Origin of the sequence: Pseudomonas sp. CDFA 610, from assembly GCF_021147865.1 — a bacterium.
In the GTDB taxonomy this organism is placed as follows: Bacteria; Pseudomonadota; Gammaproteobacteria; order Pseudomonadales; family Pseudomonadaceae; genus Aquipseudomonas; species Aquipseudomonas alliivorans.
In genome coordinates, this window is record NZ_JAGTPM010000017.1 from 43,777 (window position 1) to 58,288 (window position 14,512).

General features: G+C 57.9%; 9 protein-coding genes, 1 rRNA gene and 2 pseudogenes. 10 read left to right on the forward strand and 2 right to left on the reverse strand.

What is annotated here, in order from left to right; all coding sequences use genetic code 11:
- Positions 1-159: 159 nt before the first annotated feature.
- The 3 genes and pseudogenes from KDX39_RS26725 to KDX39_RS25690 form a co-directional block, all read left to right on the forward strand.
- Positions 160-1,266, forward strand: a pseudogene (locus tag KDX39_RS26725) (FIST signal transduction protein); the annotation flags it as partial.
- Positions 1,267-1,821: 555 nt separating this feature from the next.
- A pseudogene (locus KDX39_RS26730) lies at positions 1,822-2,178 on the forward strand (methyl-accepting chemotaxis protein); the annotation flags it as partial.
- Positions 2,179-2,319: 141 nt separating this feature from the next.
- Positions 2,320-3,132 (forward strand): mechanosensitive ion channel family protein, encoded by an 813-nt coding sequence (locus KDX39_RS25690; protein ID WP_231662306.1) that lies wholly within the window; start codon positions 2,320-2,322, stop codon positions 3,130-3,132.
- A gap of 38 nt (positions 3,133-3,170) precedes the next feature.
- Here KDX39_RS25690 and KDX39_RS25695 read toward each other — a convergent pair whose 3' ends face one another.
- Positions 3,171-4,652, reverse strand: coding sequence for a YdgA family protein (locus KDX39_RS25695; protein ID WP_184323582.1), 1,482 nt, complete (start codon positions 4,650-4,652; stop codon positions 3,171-3,173).
- A 328-nt stretch (positions 4,653-4,980) separates the two neighbouring features.
- Here KDX39_RS25695 and KDX39_RS25700 point away from each other — a divergent pair, with 328 nt between their 5' ends.
- The 7 genes from KDX39_RS25700 to KDX39_RS25730 all read left to right on the forward strand — a co-directional run bounded on the left by KDX39_RS25700 (position 4,981) and on the right by KDX39_RS25730 (position 14,342).
- Positions 4,981-5,670 (forward strand): HAD-IA family hydrolase, encoded by a 690-nt coding sequence (locus KDX39_RS25700; protein ID WP_180274292.1) that lies wholly within the window; start codon positions 4,981-4,983, stop codon positions 5,668-5,670.
- A gap of 104 nt (positions 5,671-5,774) precedes the next feature.
- Positions 5,775-6,785, forward strand: a complete 1,011-nt coding sequence (locus KDX39_RS25705; protein WP_231662307.1) for an aldo/keto reductase — start codon at positions 5,775-5,777, stop codon at positions 6,783-6,785.
- A 307-nt stretch (positions 6,786-7,092) separates the two neighbouring features.
- On the forward strand, positions 7,093-7,827 hold the full coding sequence (locus KDX39_RS25710; protein WP_231662308.1) for a GntR family transcriptional regulator: 735 nt from the start codon (positions 7,093-7,095) through the stop codon (positions 7,825-7,827).
- 757 nt (positions 7,828-8,584) lie between these two features.
- On the forward strand, positions 8,585-9,361 hold the full coding sequence (locus tag KDX39_RS25715; RefSeq protein WP_231662309.1) for a DUF3050 domain-containing protein: 777 nt from the start codon (positions 8,585-8,587) through the stop codon (positions 9,359-9,361).
- 64 nt (positions 9,362-9,425) lie between these two features.
- Positions 9,426-10,373, forward strand: coding sequence for a diiron oxygenase (locus KDX39_RS25720; RefSeq protein ID WP_231662310.1), 948 nt, complete (start codon positions 9,426-9,428; stop codon positions 10,371-10,373).
- Entirely contained in the window at positions 10,370-13,828 is a 3,459-nt protein-coding gene (locus tag KDX39_RS25725; RefSeq protein ID WP_231662311.1) for a non-ribosomal peptide synthetase, read from the forward strand. The genes KDX39_RS25720 and KDX39_RS25725 overlap by 4 nt, the downstream gene beginning before the upstream one ends.
- 34 nt (positions 13,829-13,862) lie before the next feature.
- Positions 13,863-14,342, forward strand: coding sequence for an SRPBCC family protein (locus KDX39_RS25730; RefSeq protein WP_231662312.1), 480 nt, complete (start codon positions 13,863-13,865; stop codon positions 14,340-14,342).
- Positions 14,343-14,415: 73 nt separating this feature from the next.
- Here the strand turns inward: KDX39_RS25730 and rrf are convergent.
- Positions 14,416-14,512 (reverse strand): 5S ribosomal RNA (gene rrf / locus KDX39_RS25735); the annotation flags it as partial.

The following is a 14,512-nucleotide window of genomic DNA, read 5'->3' on the forward strand; positions in this document are numbered from 1 at the left end:
CCTCTTGAACAACTCATCTGAATGTCCAGCGGTCAGAAATTGTCTGTCTGGACAGCTTTTTCAGACCGAACCACTAATCTGATCCCCCTTCCAGCCGATGAAACAGGATCTGACCGCATCCCCTGCGGCCTCCGCTTCCTACCTTCTTCGGACTCAATCATGAGCTTTCTATCCCGTCTCCGGACCACTGCCACACGGACCGGCGGCGTTCTCAGTGTCATTACCTCTGCCCGCGAGCTGAGTGCAAAACTCTCGGCCCTGAGTTTCGACCCGGTTTACCTCACCGGTTTTATCTCGCCGCATGTCGATTTCGATCAGGTTGCGCAGTCTGTGGCGGCGCGTTTTCCGAATGCAAAAATCAGCTTGTGCACAACGTCGGGCGAGTTGTGCTCGAGCGACGATTCGCTGTATTGCGCAGCCGACAATCAATGGGACCGGATCGTGCTGGCGCTCTTCGACGCCAGTGTGATCAAGAGTGCCGAAGTGGTGCATATTCCGTTGCACAGTGAGGACATTCGCGGCTCGGGCAAGCGGCTTTCCATGCGTGAGCGTATCGCGCGGCTGACCGATTCGATCAAGCGCACACAAGTGAGCACGCTTATCGATCATCGCGACACGCTGGCCTATGTCACGTTCGACGGGTTGTCGGCGTCGGAATCGTTTTTCATGGAAGCGCTGTACGAGTCCGGGCGCTTTCCATGCCTGTTCGTCGGCGGGTCTGCCGGTGGCAAGGGCGACTTTCAGAAAACGCTGATTCACGACGGCAAGCGCAGTTACGAGAACCATGCTCAGGTGGTGTTCCTCAAGAGCGCGAAGAACGTGCGCTTCGGGGTTTTCAAAAGCCAGAACTTCGAACCGACGTCATTGAGCCTGAGTGTGCTGACCGCGTCGCTGGAAGAGCGTTACATCAGCCAGGTGGTCAACGCGCGTGGTGAGATCAGCACCATGGTGGCGGCGCTGTGCGAGGCGTTGCACTGCGAGCGGCGTGATCTGGAAAGCAAGCTGGCGCAGTATTCGTTCGCCATCCGGGTGGGCGAGGAACTGTTCGTGCGTTCCATCGCGCGCATTGATTACGAAAGCGAGCGGGTCCACCTGTTCTGCGACGTAGCGCCAGGCGAAGAACTGGTGATGGTCAAGCGAACGTCGATGATCGACAGCACGCGCAAGGACTTCGCCCGCTTCCTGCAGGGCAAGTCCGGCAAGCCATTGCTGGGCTTGTTGAGCGACTGCATCCTGCGCCGCCTGAACAACGGCAGCGAACTGGGCCGCATGAACGACGTCTTCGGCGATACGCCTGTCGTTGGCTTCTCGACATTCGGGGAGATCCTCGGCCTGAACCTCAATCAGACGCTGACCGCCGTGTTCTTTTTCAAGGTGCCTGAAGGCCAGTCGTTCCGCGACGAGTACATCGATAACTTCATCGCCTACTACGGCGAGTTCAAGGCGTTCTTTCTGCGTCGGCAGATCAAGAAACTGGCGGGCCTGAGCCATGTGGTGGTCAAGCAGATTGATCAGTTCAAGCAGCGCAATTTCGTCCAGTCCATCGACCCAAGCGGTCTGGATGAACAGATTCGTCCGGTGTTCAGCGGCCTGAGCGATCTGGGCGATGTGCTGGTCAAAGCTCACCAGGATCAGGAAGAAATTGCCGGGCAGTTGCGTCACTACTCAGGCGAGTTGCACGTCTCGATGGATGAGCTGACTCAAACGATCACGCATCAGGAAAAAGTCATCGACAAGGCTGGCGATACCGTCAAAAGCCTGGTCAATCAGGCCGACGAAGTCGTGTCGGGTTCGCGGGAACTGGCCAGGTCCAGCCTGCGCATTCAGTCGGTGGTGCAGACGATTCAACAGATCGCCGGACAGACCAATCTGCTGGCGCTCAACGCCGCCATCGAAGCCGCACGCGCAGGCGAAATGGGACGCGGCTTTGCAGTCGTGGCCGACGAGGTTCGTCAACTGGCGCAAAAGACGTCGCAGAACGCCAACGACATCGGCACCGATATCGAGCGTCTGGCGGAAGAGATTCGCAAGGTTGCGCAACACATCGAAGAGCAGTCGGCAGAGGTCGGCACGCTGACGGGCCTGTTGAGCGAGCTGGAAGGATCGAGCGACATGACGGCGGGAACATCACAGCACACCCGCCAGTTGGCGGATACCTTGGTGGGACTGACTCAGTAACGAAAAAACAAGCGCCGCCGAATACCAGCACTTCGCCTCCTGTCACAACTGCCAGTAGATGTTCTGGCGTTTTTTGAACAATGTACGGGGTCATACGGCAGGCCATCTGCCGGTCGAGCCTTACGTTCAGGAGTTGCGTTCATGGATGCGCTGAATGTCATCAATGTCGGCACCGACAAGGTCAATTCGTTACTCAACATCGTGTTGCAGTATGGGGCGACGATCGTTCTGAAGCTGGTCATCGCTGCCTTCCTGTGGATCTTCGGGCGCTGGCTGATCGGGGTGCTGGTCAGGATGGTGCAACGCTCGCTGACCCGCCAGCGGTTCGATCCGACAGTCCTGCGCTACCTGGGCTCGTTCATTACCGTCACGCTGAACATCATTCTGGTTATCGCGATTCTCGGTTACTGCGGGATCGAGACGACCAGTTTCGCAGCGCTGCTGGCAGCGGTCGGGCTGGCGATCGGCATGGCATGGTCGGGTTTGCTGGCGAATCTGGCGGCGGGTGGTTTCATCATTGTGTTGCGGCCGTTCAAAGTCGGCGATGCGATTACGGCGGCGGGTGTGACGGGGACAGTGGTCGAGATCGGGCTGTTCGTGACGTCCATCAACACGGCTGACAATGTGCTCAATCTGGTGGGCAACAACAAGATTTTCGCCGACACGATCATCAATTACTCCAGCAATGATTTCCGGCGCGTGGAGCTGACGGCGACGTTACCGAATATGGAAGACGAACAGGCGGTTATCTCGCGGCTCAAGGATCAGGTGGGCAGCCTTCCCAACGTACTGCCCAGCCCTCAGGTGGATGTGCACTTGTCCGCTGCGACCGCGGATGCCATCACCCTTTCGGTCAGGCCGTGCTGTCATCATGACCATTACGGAACGGTTTACCACCAGACGCTGGAAGTCATCAGAACGCTGATGCGGGACGTTTCCCTGAAGAAGGCGTAGCTCAGAGCTGCGATTGCAGCCCCGAGCGACATGCAGGCTTACTGGGCGCCCAGCGCGCCGACTTTGCCCATGACCGTCGCCATGAACTGCTGCAGTGTCATCTTCTGGCCGTTGAAGTCGACCATGTTGTTGGCGTAATGCAGGTCAGAGACGATGGTCTCACCCTCGACCTTGGCCAGTTGCATCATCTCGGCCATGGCGCTGGCCATGTCACTGGCAGCACTGGCCTGCTCGGCGATGGCCTTGAGGTCAGTCTGGCCTTCACGAATGGCCTGCTGGGTGACGATGTCGCGGATCATCGGCTTCGAAAGTACGACCCTGGCGTTGACCTCGCCTACGGTTTTCACGGCCAGCGCGTCGGCCGGCTGGTCAAGCGAACCCGGATCGGTCAGGTCCACTGCAATCTGCATATGGCTTTCGCCGTTGGCAGTCTTGAGCGAGAGTTTCTCCAGTTCGATACGTGGCTTGCCGGCCAGCAGCGTTTTCGTCTGGGTGTTCATCACTTCACGCTCGGCAGGCGTCAACTCAAGCTGCAACGGACGCTCGGCCAGAATGGCAGCCTGCTGTTGCGGCAGGATGGTGTTCTGGTAAAGCTGGTACAGCGCCTGAGTGGCCACCGCATTGAAGTTGGCGATCTTGATGCCCAGATGTGCGGCACCGACGTCCTTGCCGCCATAGGCGATCATGCCGATGTCGTAGTTGACCTGCGCGGCAAAGTTACCGGCATCTTCCTGAGCGAGGTTGGTGTTGGTGAAATCCTTGAGCTGAACCTGCGGTTTGCCGACCAGCTGGAAGGCGGCAGCCTGGATTTTCATGTTGGTATGACCCAGGTAAAACCCGGATTTACCCTTGGTGCCGCCGGTGTCGAACGTCATGCCTTTGACTTCGATATTCACCGGACCATCAGGCGACAGGACATTGAGTTGCAGGTTATCCAGACTGCCGTCGAGGTCGAACTTCTGAGCGTCAGCCGAAGACGCCGCATTCACAGTCATGCCGGAAAATTTGAACGTACCGTCAGTGTCGTTCATTTCCAGCGGTGCCAGTTGCACCCAGCCTTTGGTGGCACGGTCATAACCGATGCTGGCCTGCCCCTTGAGCGGCGATACGTCCTTGCTCAGCGCGAACCACTTTTCCGAGCTTGGGCTTTTTTCCATCTCGAAATTGCTCAGCGCCATGACAGGCACCAGATTCAGGGTCTTCAGGCGGGACAGCGGGATCGGCCCGTGCTGGATGTGATCGACGAACAGGAACTGCCCGCCCTGGGTGCTATCGGACAGGTTCTGGATATCGACGCGGTAATGCGCAGTGCTGCTGAAGAAATTGCGCTCAAGGGAGAGCATTTCGAGCTTGACGCTGGTGTCAGTGCCCTTGAACGATTTCGCCAGCTCCTGATTGGCCTGGCTGATGGAATCGTTCAACGCGCCTTCCAGTTGCGTACCGGTGTACCAGGCGCCAGCCGTCGCCAGAGCTCCCGCCACGACGATCACGCCAACCGCTATACCTGCTGATTTATTCATAGTGACTCGAAGATGTCCGTTCTGATAATGAGAAGTCGTCCCTGAAATCACAGCGTGTTCACAGCTGTGAGTCGCGGGTCGACAGAGCGTGCAGCACTGCCGAAAAGTCGCGAGAGATTATCACCGGCAGCTCGCGACGGCCCAGCATAGTTGGTCAGTTCTGTGTGCGGTTGCACTTATTGAGGCCCTTTGGACATGGCCTTCTGCCTTTTGTTGCGAGCAGGCCGTTCCGAAAGGGCTTTCAAGCGCTGATCCCTGAAACATGGGGTAGCCATGCTCTTGGCGGAAACGTTAGGCTGAAACGAATTTGCTAACCGGATGGAATCACATGAGTACGACGCAGAACCCACTTGGCCCGATCAAGGCCGTCATTTTTGATATGGACGGCCTGCTTCTCGACAGCGAAGGGATCTATACCGAAGTCACCCACGCCATCGCCAGCCGCCATGGCAAAACGTTTGACTGGGCGATCAAGCAGCACACCATCGGCCGGGGCGCCAACGACTTCGCGGAGTACGTGACCAAGACGCTGGAGCTGCCGATGACCGCCGAGGAATTTCTGGAGATCCGCCAGCCGATGCTCGACGAGCGCTTCCCGCATTCGCCAGCCATGCCAGGGGCCGAGGCGCTGGTGCGTCATCTGGCCGAGCACAACATTCCCATCGCCGTGGGCACCAGTTCCTCGGTGCATTACTTCCACGCCAAGACCACACTGCATCGCGCCTGGTTCGAACTGTTCGAAACGGTGGTCACCGCTGATGACCCGGAAGTGACGGCCGCCAAGCCGGCACCGGACATCTTTCTGGTTGCTGCGCGCCGCCTGGGTGTGGACCCGGCCGACTGCCTGGTGTTCGAGGATTCGCCGTTCGGCGTCACCGCTGCCAAGGCGGCGGGCATGTATGCCGTGGCCGTGCCTGATTCGCACATGCCGCGCGAACAATATGAGCATGCGGATCTGGTCATTGATTCACTGGCCGATTTCTCGCTCAAGGACTGGGGCCTGCCGGATATCCGCTAGGCAGCCATGTATCTGGCCGAGGGTCGACTCACCTTTTCAATGCCTCGGCATACGCGCCAGTATGTCCGACTGATCCCGCGTGAACGACAAGGAGGATGTTAAACATGAATTATCGTGTTCTTGGCCAGTCCGGCCTCAAGGTTTCAACACTGACGCTGGGCTCGATGATGTTCGGCGAGCAGACAGGTGCCGACGAGTCCTTGCGCATCATCGACAAGGCCTGGGATCAGGGCGTCAATTTCGTCGACACGGCAGACGTGTACAACGGCGGCCGCTCGGAGGAACTCGTGGGCCAGGCCATCGCCTCGCGTCGCAGCGACTGGGTGCTGGCGACCAAGCTCGGCTACAGCGCCCCCAGCGACATTCCCAATCGCGCGGGCCTGAGTCGCAAGCATGTGTTCAACGCCATCGAACACAGCCTGCGCCGGCTGAACACCGACTATGTGGATATCTATTACCTGCACAGAGAGGATCACGACACGCCGCTGGAAGTCACGGTGTCGGCCATTGGCGAGCTGATACGCCAAGGCAAGATCCGCTATTGGGGCGTCTCCAACTTCCGTGGCTGGCGGATCGCGGAAATCGTCAATGTCGCGCAGCGCCTGGGCGTGGACAAGCCCGTCGTCAGCCAGCCGCTGTACAACATCGTCAACCGTCAGGCAGAAGTCGAACAGATCACTGCCGCGGCGTTTTACGGGCTGGGCGTTGTGCCGTTCAGTCCGTTGGCGCGGGGTGTACTCAGCGGCAAGTACGCGCCCGACGTCATACCTGACAGCAGCACCCGTGCCGGCCGTCAGGACAAGCGGCTGCTGGAGACGGAGTGGCGTGTGGAATCCTTGCGCATCGCGCAACGCATTCAGGCGCACGTGCAGGAAAAAGGTGTCGGCATGGTGGAGTTCGCCATTGCCTGGGTGCTGAACAACCAGGCCGTCTCCTCCGCCATCGTCGGGCCCCGGACCGAAGAGCAGTGGGATGGCTATACGAAGGCACTGGACGTTGTCATTACCCCGGAAGACGAGGCGTTCATCGATTCGCTGGTGACGCCCGGTCATGCATCGACGCCCGGTTTCAACGACGTTCAGCATTTTGTGTCAGGACGTCTGCCCCGCAACTGACGGCCCGTGGGACGCTTTTGGCCTGGCCGCTCTTGCGCGCTGGCAGTGAACTGCCAGCGCGTTCAGCGATAAAAACATCGCTGAAAATGGCTATGTGTATAAATGCTCATTCGGCACTCGGCCTGAGGGGCGCTAAGATAGCGTTGAACGTATCAACGATTGCTCACAAAAATGCGACTCATGTGCTCCATTAAAAATACTGAACACACCTCTACGCTCGCGACTTTCTGGCAAGTCTTGGCTAGTCTGTCGGCAGTCCAGCTAATTATTGGATCCTATCTTGCCGGGTTGATGAAGAAGTATGGCGATGCGTAAATCAGACAGAGAAGCCTTTTTAAGCTCGGTACTGGGCAACGAGCAGCCTGCAGCCAATGTTGCACGGGCCGTTATCGAAGAGAAACTACGCAATGCAATCATCGACGGCAGCTTGCCGAGCGGCACTGCATTGCGCCAACAGGAACTGGCAACGCTGTTTGGCGTGAGCCGGATGCCCGTGCGTGAAGCCTTGCGACAACTTGAAGCGCAGTCCCTGCTGCGGGTGGAAACGCACAAAGGTGCCGTAGTAGCGCCATTGATCACCGAAGATGCGGTTGATGCCTACTCGTTGCGCATCTTGCTGGAGTCCGAAGCATTACGGCTGTCGATCCCCTACCTGACCGCAGAAGACCTGGCAGCCTCAAGAAGCTACATCGAACAGCTCGAAGTGGAAACCGACTACACCCAGATCGGCAGACTCAACCGCTTGTTTCACATGTCGCTGTACACCAGAACGCCCAACAAGCGCCTGATGCAATTGGTCGAAGAAGGGTTGAACGAAGAAGAACGTTTTCTGCGCTTCAATCTTTCGTCTATGGGTCTTGGCAAACTCTCCCAGGACGACCACTGGGAGCTGCTTCGCCTCGCCGAAGATAAAGCGGTGGAGGAGACCGTGGCGGCACTGCAACATCACCTCAATCGCGGCGTTCAGGCCATTACTCAATACCTGAGCAGCAAGGCCAGCGCAGAGAAAGCCGTCCGCCCTCGCAAAAAGACCCACGACTGACCCCTCCCCGCGGCTTTTCCATCCGGATCAGCCGCTTTTGACTCCCCCTCTCCGTTCAGCGCCCGGCTACTTCTCGTCAGGCGTTTTTATATCTATTTTCCGGGTCGCCAGGTGGTGTGTCGCCTGAATAAGGCAAACTCGGCCGTAACCACGATGGATCCAACCGGAGGGTTCAGTGCTGGTCGGGATTCACCGCCTGCGCGTCGTCCAGGCGGTGATATCTGTTCATGTGAACGCCACGAAAAAGGAGTCAGTGCAACGGGCAGAGAGACATTGGAAGTCGTTTCCGATATCGCCCGCCAAAAACATACTTACTCTAATAGTTCGGCATAACGGCAACGCTGAACGAGGCATTCGTTCATTATTTATAATTCTGGCCCTTATCGACCGGAAGGGTTGCTGACACCCCTATAAACCTTGAACGCCAAGTTTTATATAGCAACTTTCAGCCCTGATAAACTACAACTTAAAATAATATAATAAACCCATTGCACAAGTACTTAATTGTGTTTTAACTTTTCTCCGCAGTCCTTGCGGAATGTGCTGTAACAGCGCAAACCCGTGTCATCAAGGGCTGAAGGCGCCAGCACGTGGCGCCGTCCAACTTAATGAAGTGGCGTAAAGAACGTTGACGACTTGAATCGTTTCAACCCGCAGGCGCTCGCTTGCCCGTTATTCGGGTGATGGACATCTGCGAATAAACGCTGCGAATCAATACGCCAGTTTTCATTTATCAAACATGACCAGAGATATCGCCATGCCTTGTCAAAAAACACGACTGAACCAAAAGAAACTTGAACTTAGCCGTCATCCGATATTCGGTGAAATCACGTCTCTGGACGTGCTGAGGCGTTTCATGGAAACCCACGTATTTGCGGTATGGGACTTCATGTCACTCACCAAACGCCTGCAACAGGAATTGACCTGTACCCAGTTGCCCTGGCTGCCGCCGAAAGATCCTGCCGCCGCCAGACTGATCAACGAGATCGTGCTGGGGGAGGAATCCGACGATCGACTGGATCGTGGCCACTACAGCCATTTCGAGCTGTACCTGGATGCCATGCGCGAGGTAGGCGCCAGCACTCTGCAGATCGAGCGCTTCATCGAGCTTCAAAAACAGGGTGTGCACTACACAACCGCTCTGCAACGCGTCAACGCAGGCCAGGCGGCATCGGTGTTCGTGACAAACACCCTCGATACGGCGCTGCATGCGCCCGCTCACAGCGTGGCTGCCGCGTTTCTGCATGGCCGCGAGAGCGTCATTCCCCTGATGTTCCAGAGCATTCTCGATGACTGGGGCATCACCGGAAGTCAGGCACCGACCTTTCGCTATTACCTGGAGCGCCACATCGAAGTCGACTCCGAAGACCACGGCCCTGCTGCAGAGCACCTGTTGGCACGTCTGGTGGCGGGTGATCCGCAACGGGAAAAAGAGGTGTACCAGGCCGCCATTGCTGCCGTGGAAAGCAGGTTTCAGCTGTGGGACACGTTGCGGCTCAGCATGCGCGCACCGCTGATGCAGGTCAGCGCTTAGCTCCGGTCAGTTCCCGAGGGCTGTCCTCAACGGCCAGCGCTCAAGCCTCTACAAGGAAGCCATCATGAAAGCAGAAGACTACAGTTCGTTCATCGATGCGTGGGAAGGTCGCGCCACCATTCGTACTCGCCCACGCAGGATTGTCGAGAACGATGGAAAACTGATCTACCCACTCAGCCGTCAGCCACTGGTGCTCAGCGAAACCTTCAGTCGCGAGTGTGCGCACTTGCGTGATTACGCGCTGGTTCAGAGCCTCTACAAATTCATCAATGACGTGGTGATCTTCGAGACCGAAATCGTCGACAAGACCGCGCGCAGTATCGCCAAGGACAACTTCGCGATTCGTTTCCCCTTCGCCTGCCGCTACGACGCCATGACCGTGGTGGTGGATGAGGATTACCACGCGCTGGTCGCCATGGATTTCATGCAGCAGACCATCGCGCTGACCGGCATACAGCCCATCGAGCTGCCTGGCGAGATCGAACTGAGCCGGGCAATCCCTGCCGCGCTTTCACTGGCGCCGGAGCACCTGCGCAGCGCCGTGGAACTGATCTGCGTGGCCATCGCTGAAAACACTGTCACCAACGATGTAGCGGCCTTTGCCAGGGACGACTCGGTCAAGCAGTCGGTCAAGGGCCTGATGGCCGACCACCTGCTGGACGAGGGTCGCCATTCAGGTTTCTGGGCGCGGCTGGTGCGTATCTACTGGCACACAGCAAGCGAGGCGGATCGTCAGTGCATCGCCAACATCATGCCGGTGTTCATCGCACAGTACCTGACCAGCGATATCCAGCACGGTTTTGATTTCACCCTGATCGAGCATCTGCCGGTTGCTGAATCGGTCAGAGAGGCCCTCAAGGCTGAAACCCTGGCGGTCAGCTTTCCGATCAACCGCCATCACCCACTGATTGGCAACATCATGCGCTTCTTCAAGGCCAGCTCGATGCTGGACGCCCCGTGTGTACAGAAAGCACTGGCCGATTACCTGCCTGCCCAGGGGACGCTGCAATGAAACGCCTGGAGATCGTGCTTCTAGGTCACAGCCTGACCTTGAGCGAACTGAATACCGAACTGCAGGCTCACGGTCATACCGTACACCACTTGACCGACCTGGCCGCGCCGCAATCGTGGAGCACGACTCACGCTTCGATGCTGATTGAGGACGGCAGTCTGGCGTTGGGCAGTGAGGACCTGAAAGGATTCGGCCAGCCGACTGTGCTGAGCCTGCGTGTCGGGTTGGACAACACGGCAGGATCGCTGCCACGGCTGGAGCTGTTGTGTTGGCATGGATCGGCCAAGGCACAGCGTCTGATCGTTCGCGAGTGGCTGCCGGTCGAACCTTCGGGCAATGGTCGAATGCTGCGAGACAATGCTGTTGCCGCATGGGTGGACATCATCGCCCTGCAGGTGAGCCGACGCTCACGGGACGATCATTACTTCGCGCAACTGTCTGTGGCGCAACCCGCTCAGAGCGAGCGGCAGGACGGCTTGCAGGCCATCGACGCGCTGCCGTTCGAGCATCAGTTCAACCAGACGCGGCGCCCGGACTTGTTGCAGTTGGCGGAAACGCCACTCTCCCGGCGGCTGGCGGCGGCCTTGCAGAAGTTTGCAGATCGGCCAGCCCTGTCGGTTCAGGGTCAGTCGTACCGTTATCGCGAACTGGCCATGCACAGCGCCGCCATTCAGCGTCATCTGCTGCCGCTCATCGCGCAGGCTGGCAACACCGATACGCCACCCGTGATTGGTATCTGTCTGCCCAAGTGCGCGGCACTGTATGCCGGCGTGCTCGCCATTCTGGGTTGCGGAGCGGTTTACCTGCCGCTCGACCCGGCTCTGCCATTGCAGCGGCAGCAGTACATTCTCGAAAACTCCGGGGCGATGCTGTTGCTGCATGACGGTACGCACCCATTGGCTGCCGCCGAGTTCCCCGCGCTGAACATCAGCGCCATGCAACTCCCGGAGACAGGCCTTCTCGCAGCAAACGCATACCCTGCCAGCGATGCGCCGTGCATGGTGCTTTATACGTCGGGCACTACGGGCCATCCCAAGGGCGTCCTGCTCAGCCAGCGCAACCTCAGCCATTTCACGACCTGGTATGCGGACTATGTGGATCTGAATCAACACAGCCGGGTGCTGCAATTCTCGACCCTGAGTTTCGATTCATCCGTGATCGACATTTTCCCGACCTGGCTCAGCGGCGCCGAACTGGTGGTACCTGATGAGGATCAGCGACGCGATCCGCTGCAACTGGTCAGCGTTTTGAAAGCGGGCATCACACATGCCTTTCTGCCGCCCGCGTTGCTGAGCATCCTGCCACTTGATGAGCCGCTGGGGCTTGAACATGTCGTGACCGGCGGTGACGTCTGTGAGCCTCACGTGATCACACGGCTCACCGGACAGTGTCAGTTTCACAACCTCTACGGGCCGACCGAAGCGACTGTGCTGGTGACCGCCGGGCGGTTCCAGTCGGACAGCAGCAACCGGAACCTGGGCAGACCGATCGCCAACAGTCAGGTCTGGATTCTCGACGACCATTTGCAGCCTGTGGCTCAGGAGGTCCAGGGCGAGCTGTACATTGTCGGGCCTGGAGTTTGCCTGGGCTACCTCAATAACCCCGAACTGACGGCTGAGCGCTATGTGTGGCTGACGCGTCCGGACGGTGAACGGCTACGCGCCTATCGCACCGGAGACATGGCCAAGTGGACCTTGGACGGTATCGAGCTGAGCGGACGTCGTGATAATCAGGTGAAGATTCGCGGCTTTCGGGTAGAGCCGGAAGAAATCGAGCATTGCCTGCGTGCCAGTCAGCTGTATCGACAGGTAGCGGTGGTCGTCGATGCGCAGCGACGCATTCTGGCCTTCGTCGCTCAGCCTCACGATGCCTTGAGTCATGACTCGACCTTGGGCGCGTTGAAGGCCCATGCCCAGCAGTTGCTGCCTGACTACATGCACCCAGCTGCCTATACCCAAATCGATGCGTTGCCCTTTGCGAGCAACGGCAAGACTGATCGCAAAGCGTTGCTGGAGCTGCCGGTGAGTTTCAGCGATCAGCATTCGCGGCGCCTGCCGGAAAACGAACGGCAGGAACAGCTTTTGGCATTGTGGGCCGAGTTGCTGGAGCTACCAACCGGTGACATCTCGACTGACGAGAGTTTTTTCAATCTGGGCGGCCACTCGATTCTGCTGTCACGCATGCTACTGGGGATTCGCGAGCGGTTCGGACGCAGCATTCCCATCAACCGCTTCATAGAAGCACCGACCGTGCTGACCTTGGCAAGTCTTCTCGACAGCGAAGGCAACTCGACCTACACCATCAGCCCAAAAGCGTTGCTCGATGCCAACCCCGACATTCAGATAACGGCGCTGCCTGTCAGCCGACTGGGCGATGTCCACAAAGTGATCGTGACCGGGGCCAACGGGTTTCTCGGTGTGCACATCGTCCAGGCATTGCTGGAATGGGGTGCGACCGAGATTGCGTGTCTGGTGCGTGAATCAGCCGGCCAGAGCGCGCAGGAGCGATTCGAACAGTCGCTGGCGGAAAACAGGCTTGAACATCTGGACTTGAGTCGGGTGACGGTCCATCCCGCCGACGTTACCCAGCCGCGCCTGGGCTTGAGCGAAGCGGTGTATGAGCGGCTGGATCGTGACTTTGGCGCGCTGGTGCATAACGCAGCCAACGTGAACCACGTTCAGGATTACGAAGCGCTGTTCAAGGATAACGTTGAACCGGTCTTTGAATGCCTGAAATTGTGTGAGGGACGCAGCAAGAAAGTCTTCAATTTCGTCTCGACCTTGTCAGCCTGCAGCGCAGTTGATGGCGCAGGCACTGTACTTGAACAACCGGCTGCCGCTACACCGCCGATCTACATCAAAAACGGTTACAACCTCTCCAAGTGGGTCGCTGAACGCATCTTGCAATGCGCCAGGAATCAAGGCGTGTGGGTCAACATCTACCGGCCCGGCAACATCGCCTTCAACAGCCGCACTGGCGTGTGCCAGCCACAGAAGAACCGCTTGATGCTGATGCTCAAGGGGTCGCTGCAACTGGAGCAGGTTCCGGAGTTCGACATCAACTTCGACTTGATGCCAGTGGACTTCCTCGCTCGCTTCATTGGCTTCCATACCAGTCGCTACCAGCCCGACCGCGCTGTATTCAACCTGCATAACCCTGAACCGCTGAGCTGGAACCACTACGTGGAATCGTTCCGCGAAGCAGGTCGCAAGTTCGAATTGGTCAGCGTTGCTCATTGGCAGGCACAACTCAACCGCGTCGACAGTGAGAACGCCTTGTTTGGCGTACTCGGTTTCTACCTGGACGGCTTCGAAGAGGACATCGGGGACATCTCGATGATCGAGTACCAGAACACCCTGGTTGGCATCCGCCAGATGGGCGAGCAGTACCCGCAGAAAACCCCGGCGCTTTTGCGCAAGGGCTGCGATTACCTGAAGGAAATCGACTTCATCTGAGTCGAGCCATCAATCAAACGTAATGGAGAGCGACATGAACACGATCCACAACAACCTCAAGCCTGACACCCTCATCAAGAACCCCACGTTGTGCCGTGTATCAGCGGCAGTGGAGATCCCGAGCGATGCCAACAGTGTATGGGCAGTCGTAGGAGACTTCGGTGGCTTTCAGGCCTTCATTCCTGCGCTGGAGAGCACCGAGGTCACCGGCAAAGGTGTGCGTTCGGTGCGCAAAAAGCTGTTCAAGGACGGCAATTTCGCTATCGAACAGTTGAATAGCCTGGATGATCAAGCGCTGTACATGACCTGGTCGCTGATACATACGAGTCTGCCTGTCGGCAATCTGTGGGCCTCCATGACGGTGCAGGCCAAGGGTGACAATGAGTGTATTGCTACCTGGACGATCATTGCTGAACCGGACCAGGGAGGTCCTGAGGCGTTGCCGGACTTCGAGGCGTTTCTACAGGGCTTCGCAGACAGCGCCATGAGCAACGTACGCAGTCTGTTTGCCTGAGGCTGATGATTTCTCAGAGCCGGAAAAGACAAAACCCCTCACCGCGTGAGCGATGAGGGGTTTTGGAATTGAATCTTGACGATGACCTACTCTCACATGGGGAAACCCCACACTACCATCGGCGATGCATCGTTTCACTGCTGAGTTCGGGATGGGATCAGGTGGTTCCA

Excerpts from the sequence above, each read along its gene's own strand:
- KDX39_RS25725 (WP_231662311.1), top strand. The coding sequence starts at position 10,370 with ATGAAACGCCTGGAGATCGTGCTTCTAGGTCACAGCCTGACCTTGAGC.
- KDX39_RS25720 (WP_231662310.1), top strand. The coding sequence starts at position 9,426 with ATGAAAGCAGAAGACTACAGTTCGTTCATCGATGCGTGGGAAGGTCGC.
- KDX39_RS25710 (WP_231662308.1), top strand. The coding sequence starts at position 7,093 with ATGCGTAAATCAGACAGAGAAGCCTTTTTAAGCTCGGTACTGGGCAAC.
- KDX39_RS25695 (WP_184323582.1), bottom strand. The coding sequence starts at position 4,652 with ATGAATAAATCAGCAGGTATAGCGGTTGGCGTGATCGTCGTGGCGGGA.
- KDX39_RS25700 (WP_180274292.1), top strand. The coding sequence starts at position 4,981 with ATGAGTACGACGCAGAACCCACTTGGCCCGATCAAGGCCGTCATTTTT.
- KDX39_RS25705 (WP_231662307.1), top strand. The coding sequence starts at position 5,775 with ATGAATTATCGTGTTCTTGGCCAGTCCGGCCTCAAGGTTTCAACACTG.
- KDX39_RS25730 (WP_231662312.1), top strand. The coding sequence starts at position 13,863 with ATGAACACGATCCACAACAACCTCAAGCCTGACACCCTCATCAAGAAC.
- KDX39_RS25690 (WP_231662306.1), top strand. The coding sequence starts at position 2,320 with ATGGATGCGCTGAATGTCATCAATGTCGGCACCGACAAGGTCAATTCG.
- KDX39_RS25715 (WP_231662309.1), top strand. The coding sequence starts at position 8,585 with ATGCCTTGTCAAAAAACACGACTGAACCAAAAGAAACTTGAACTTAGC.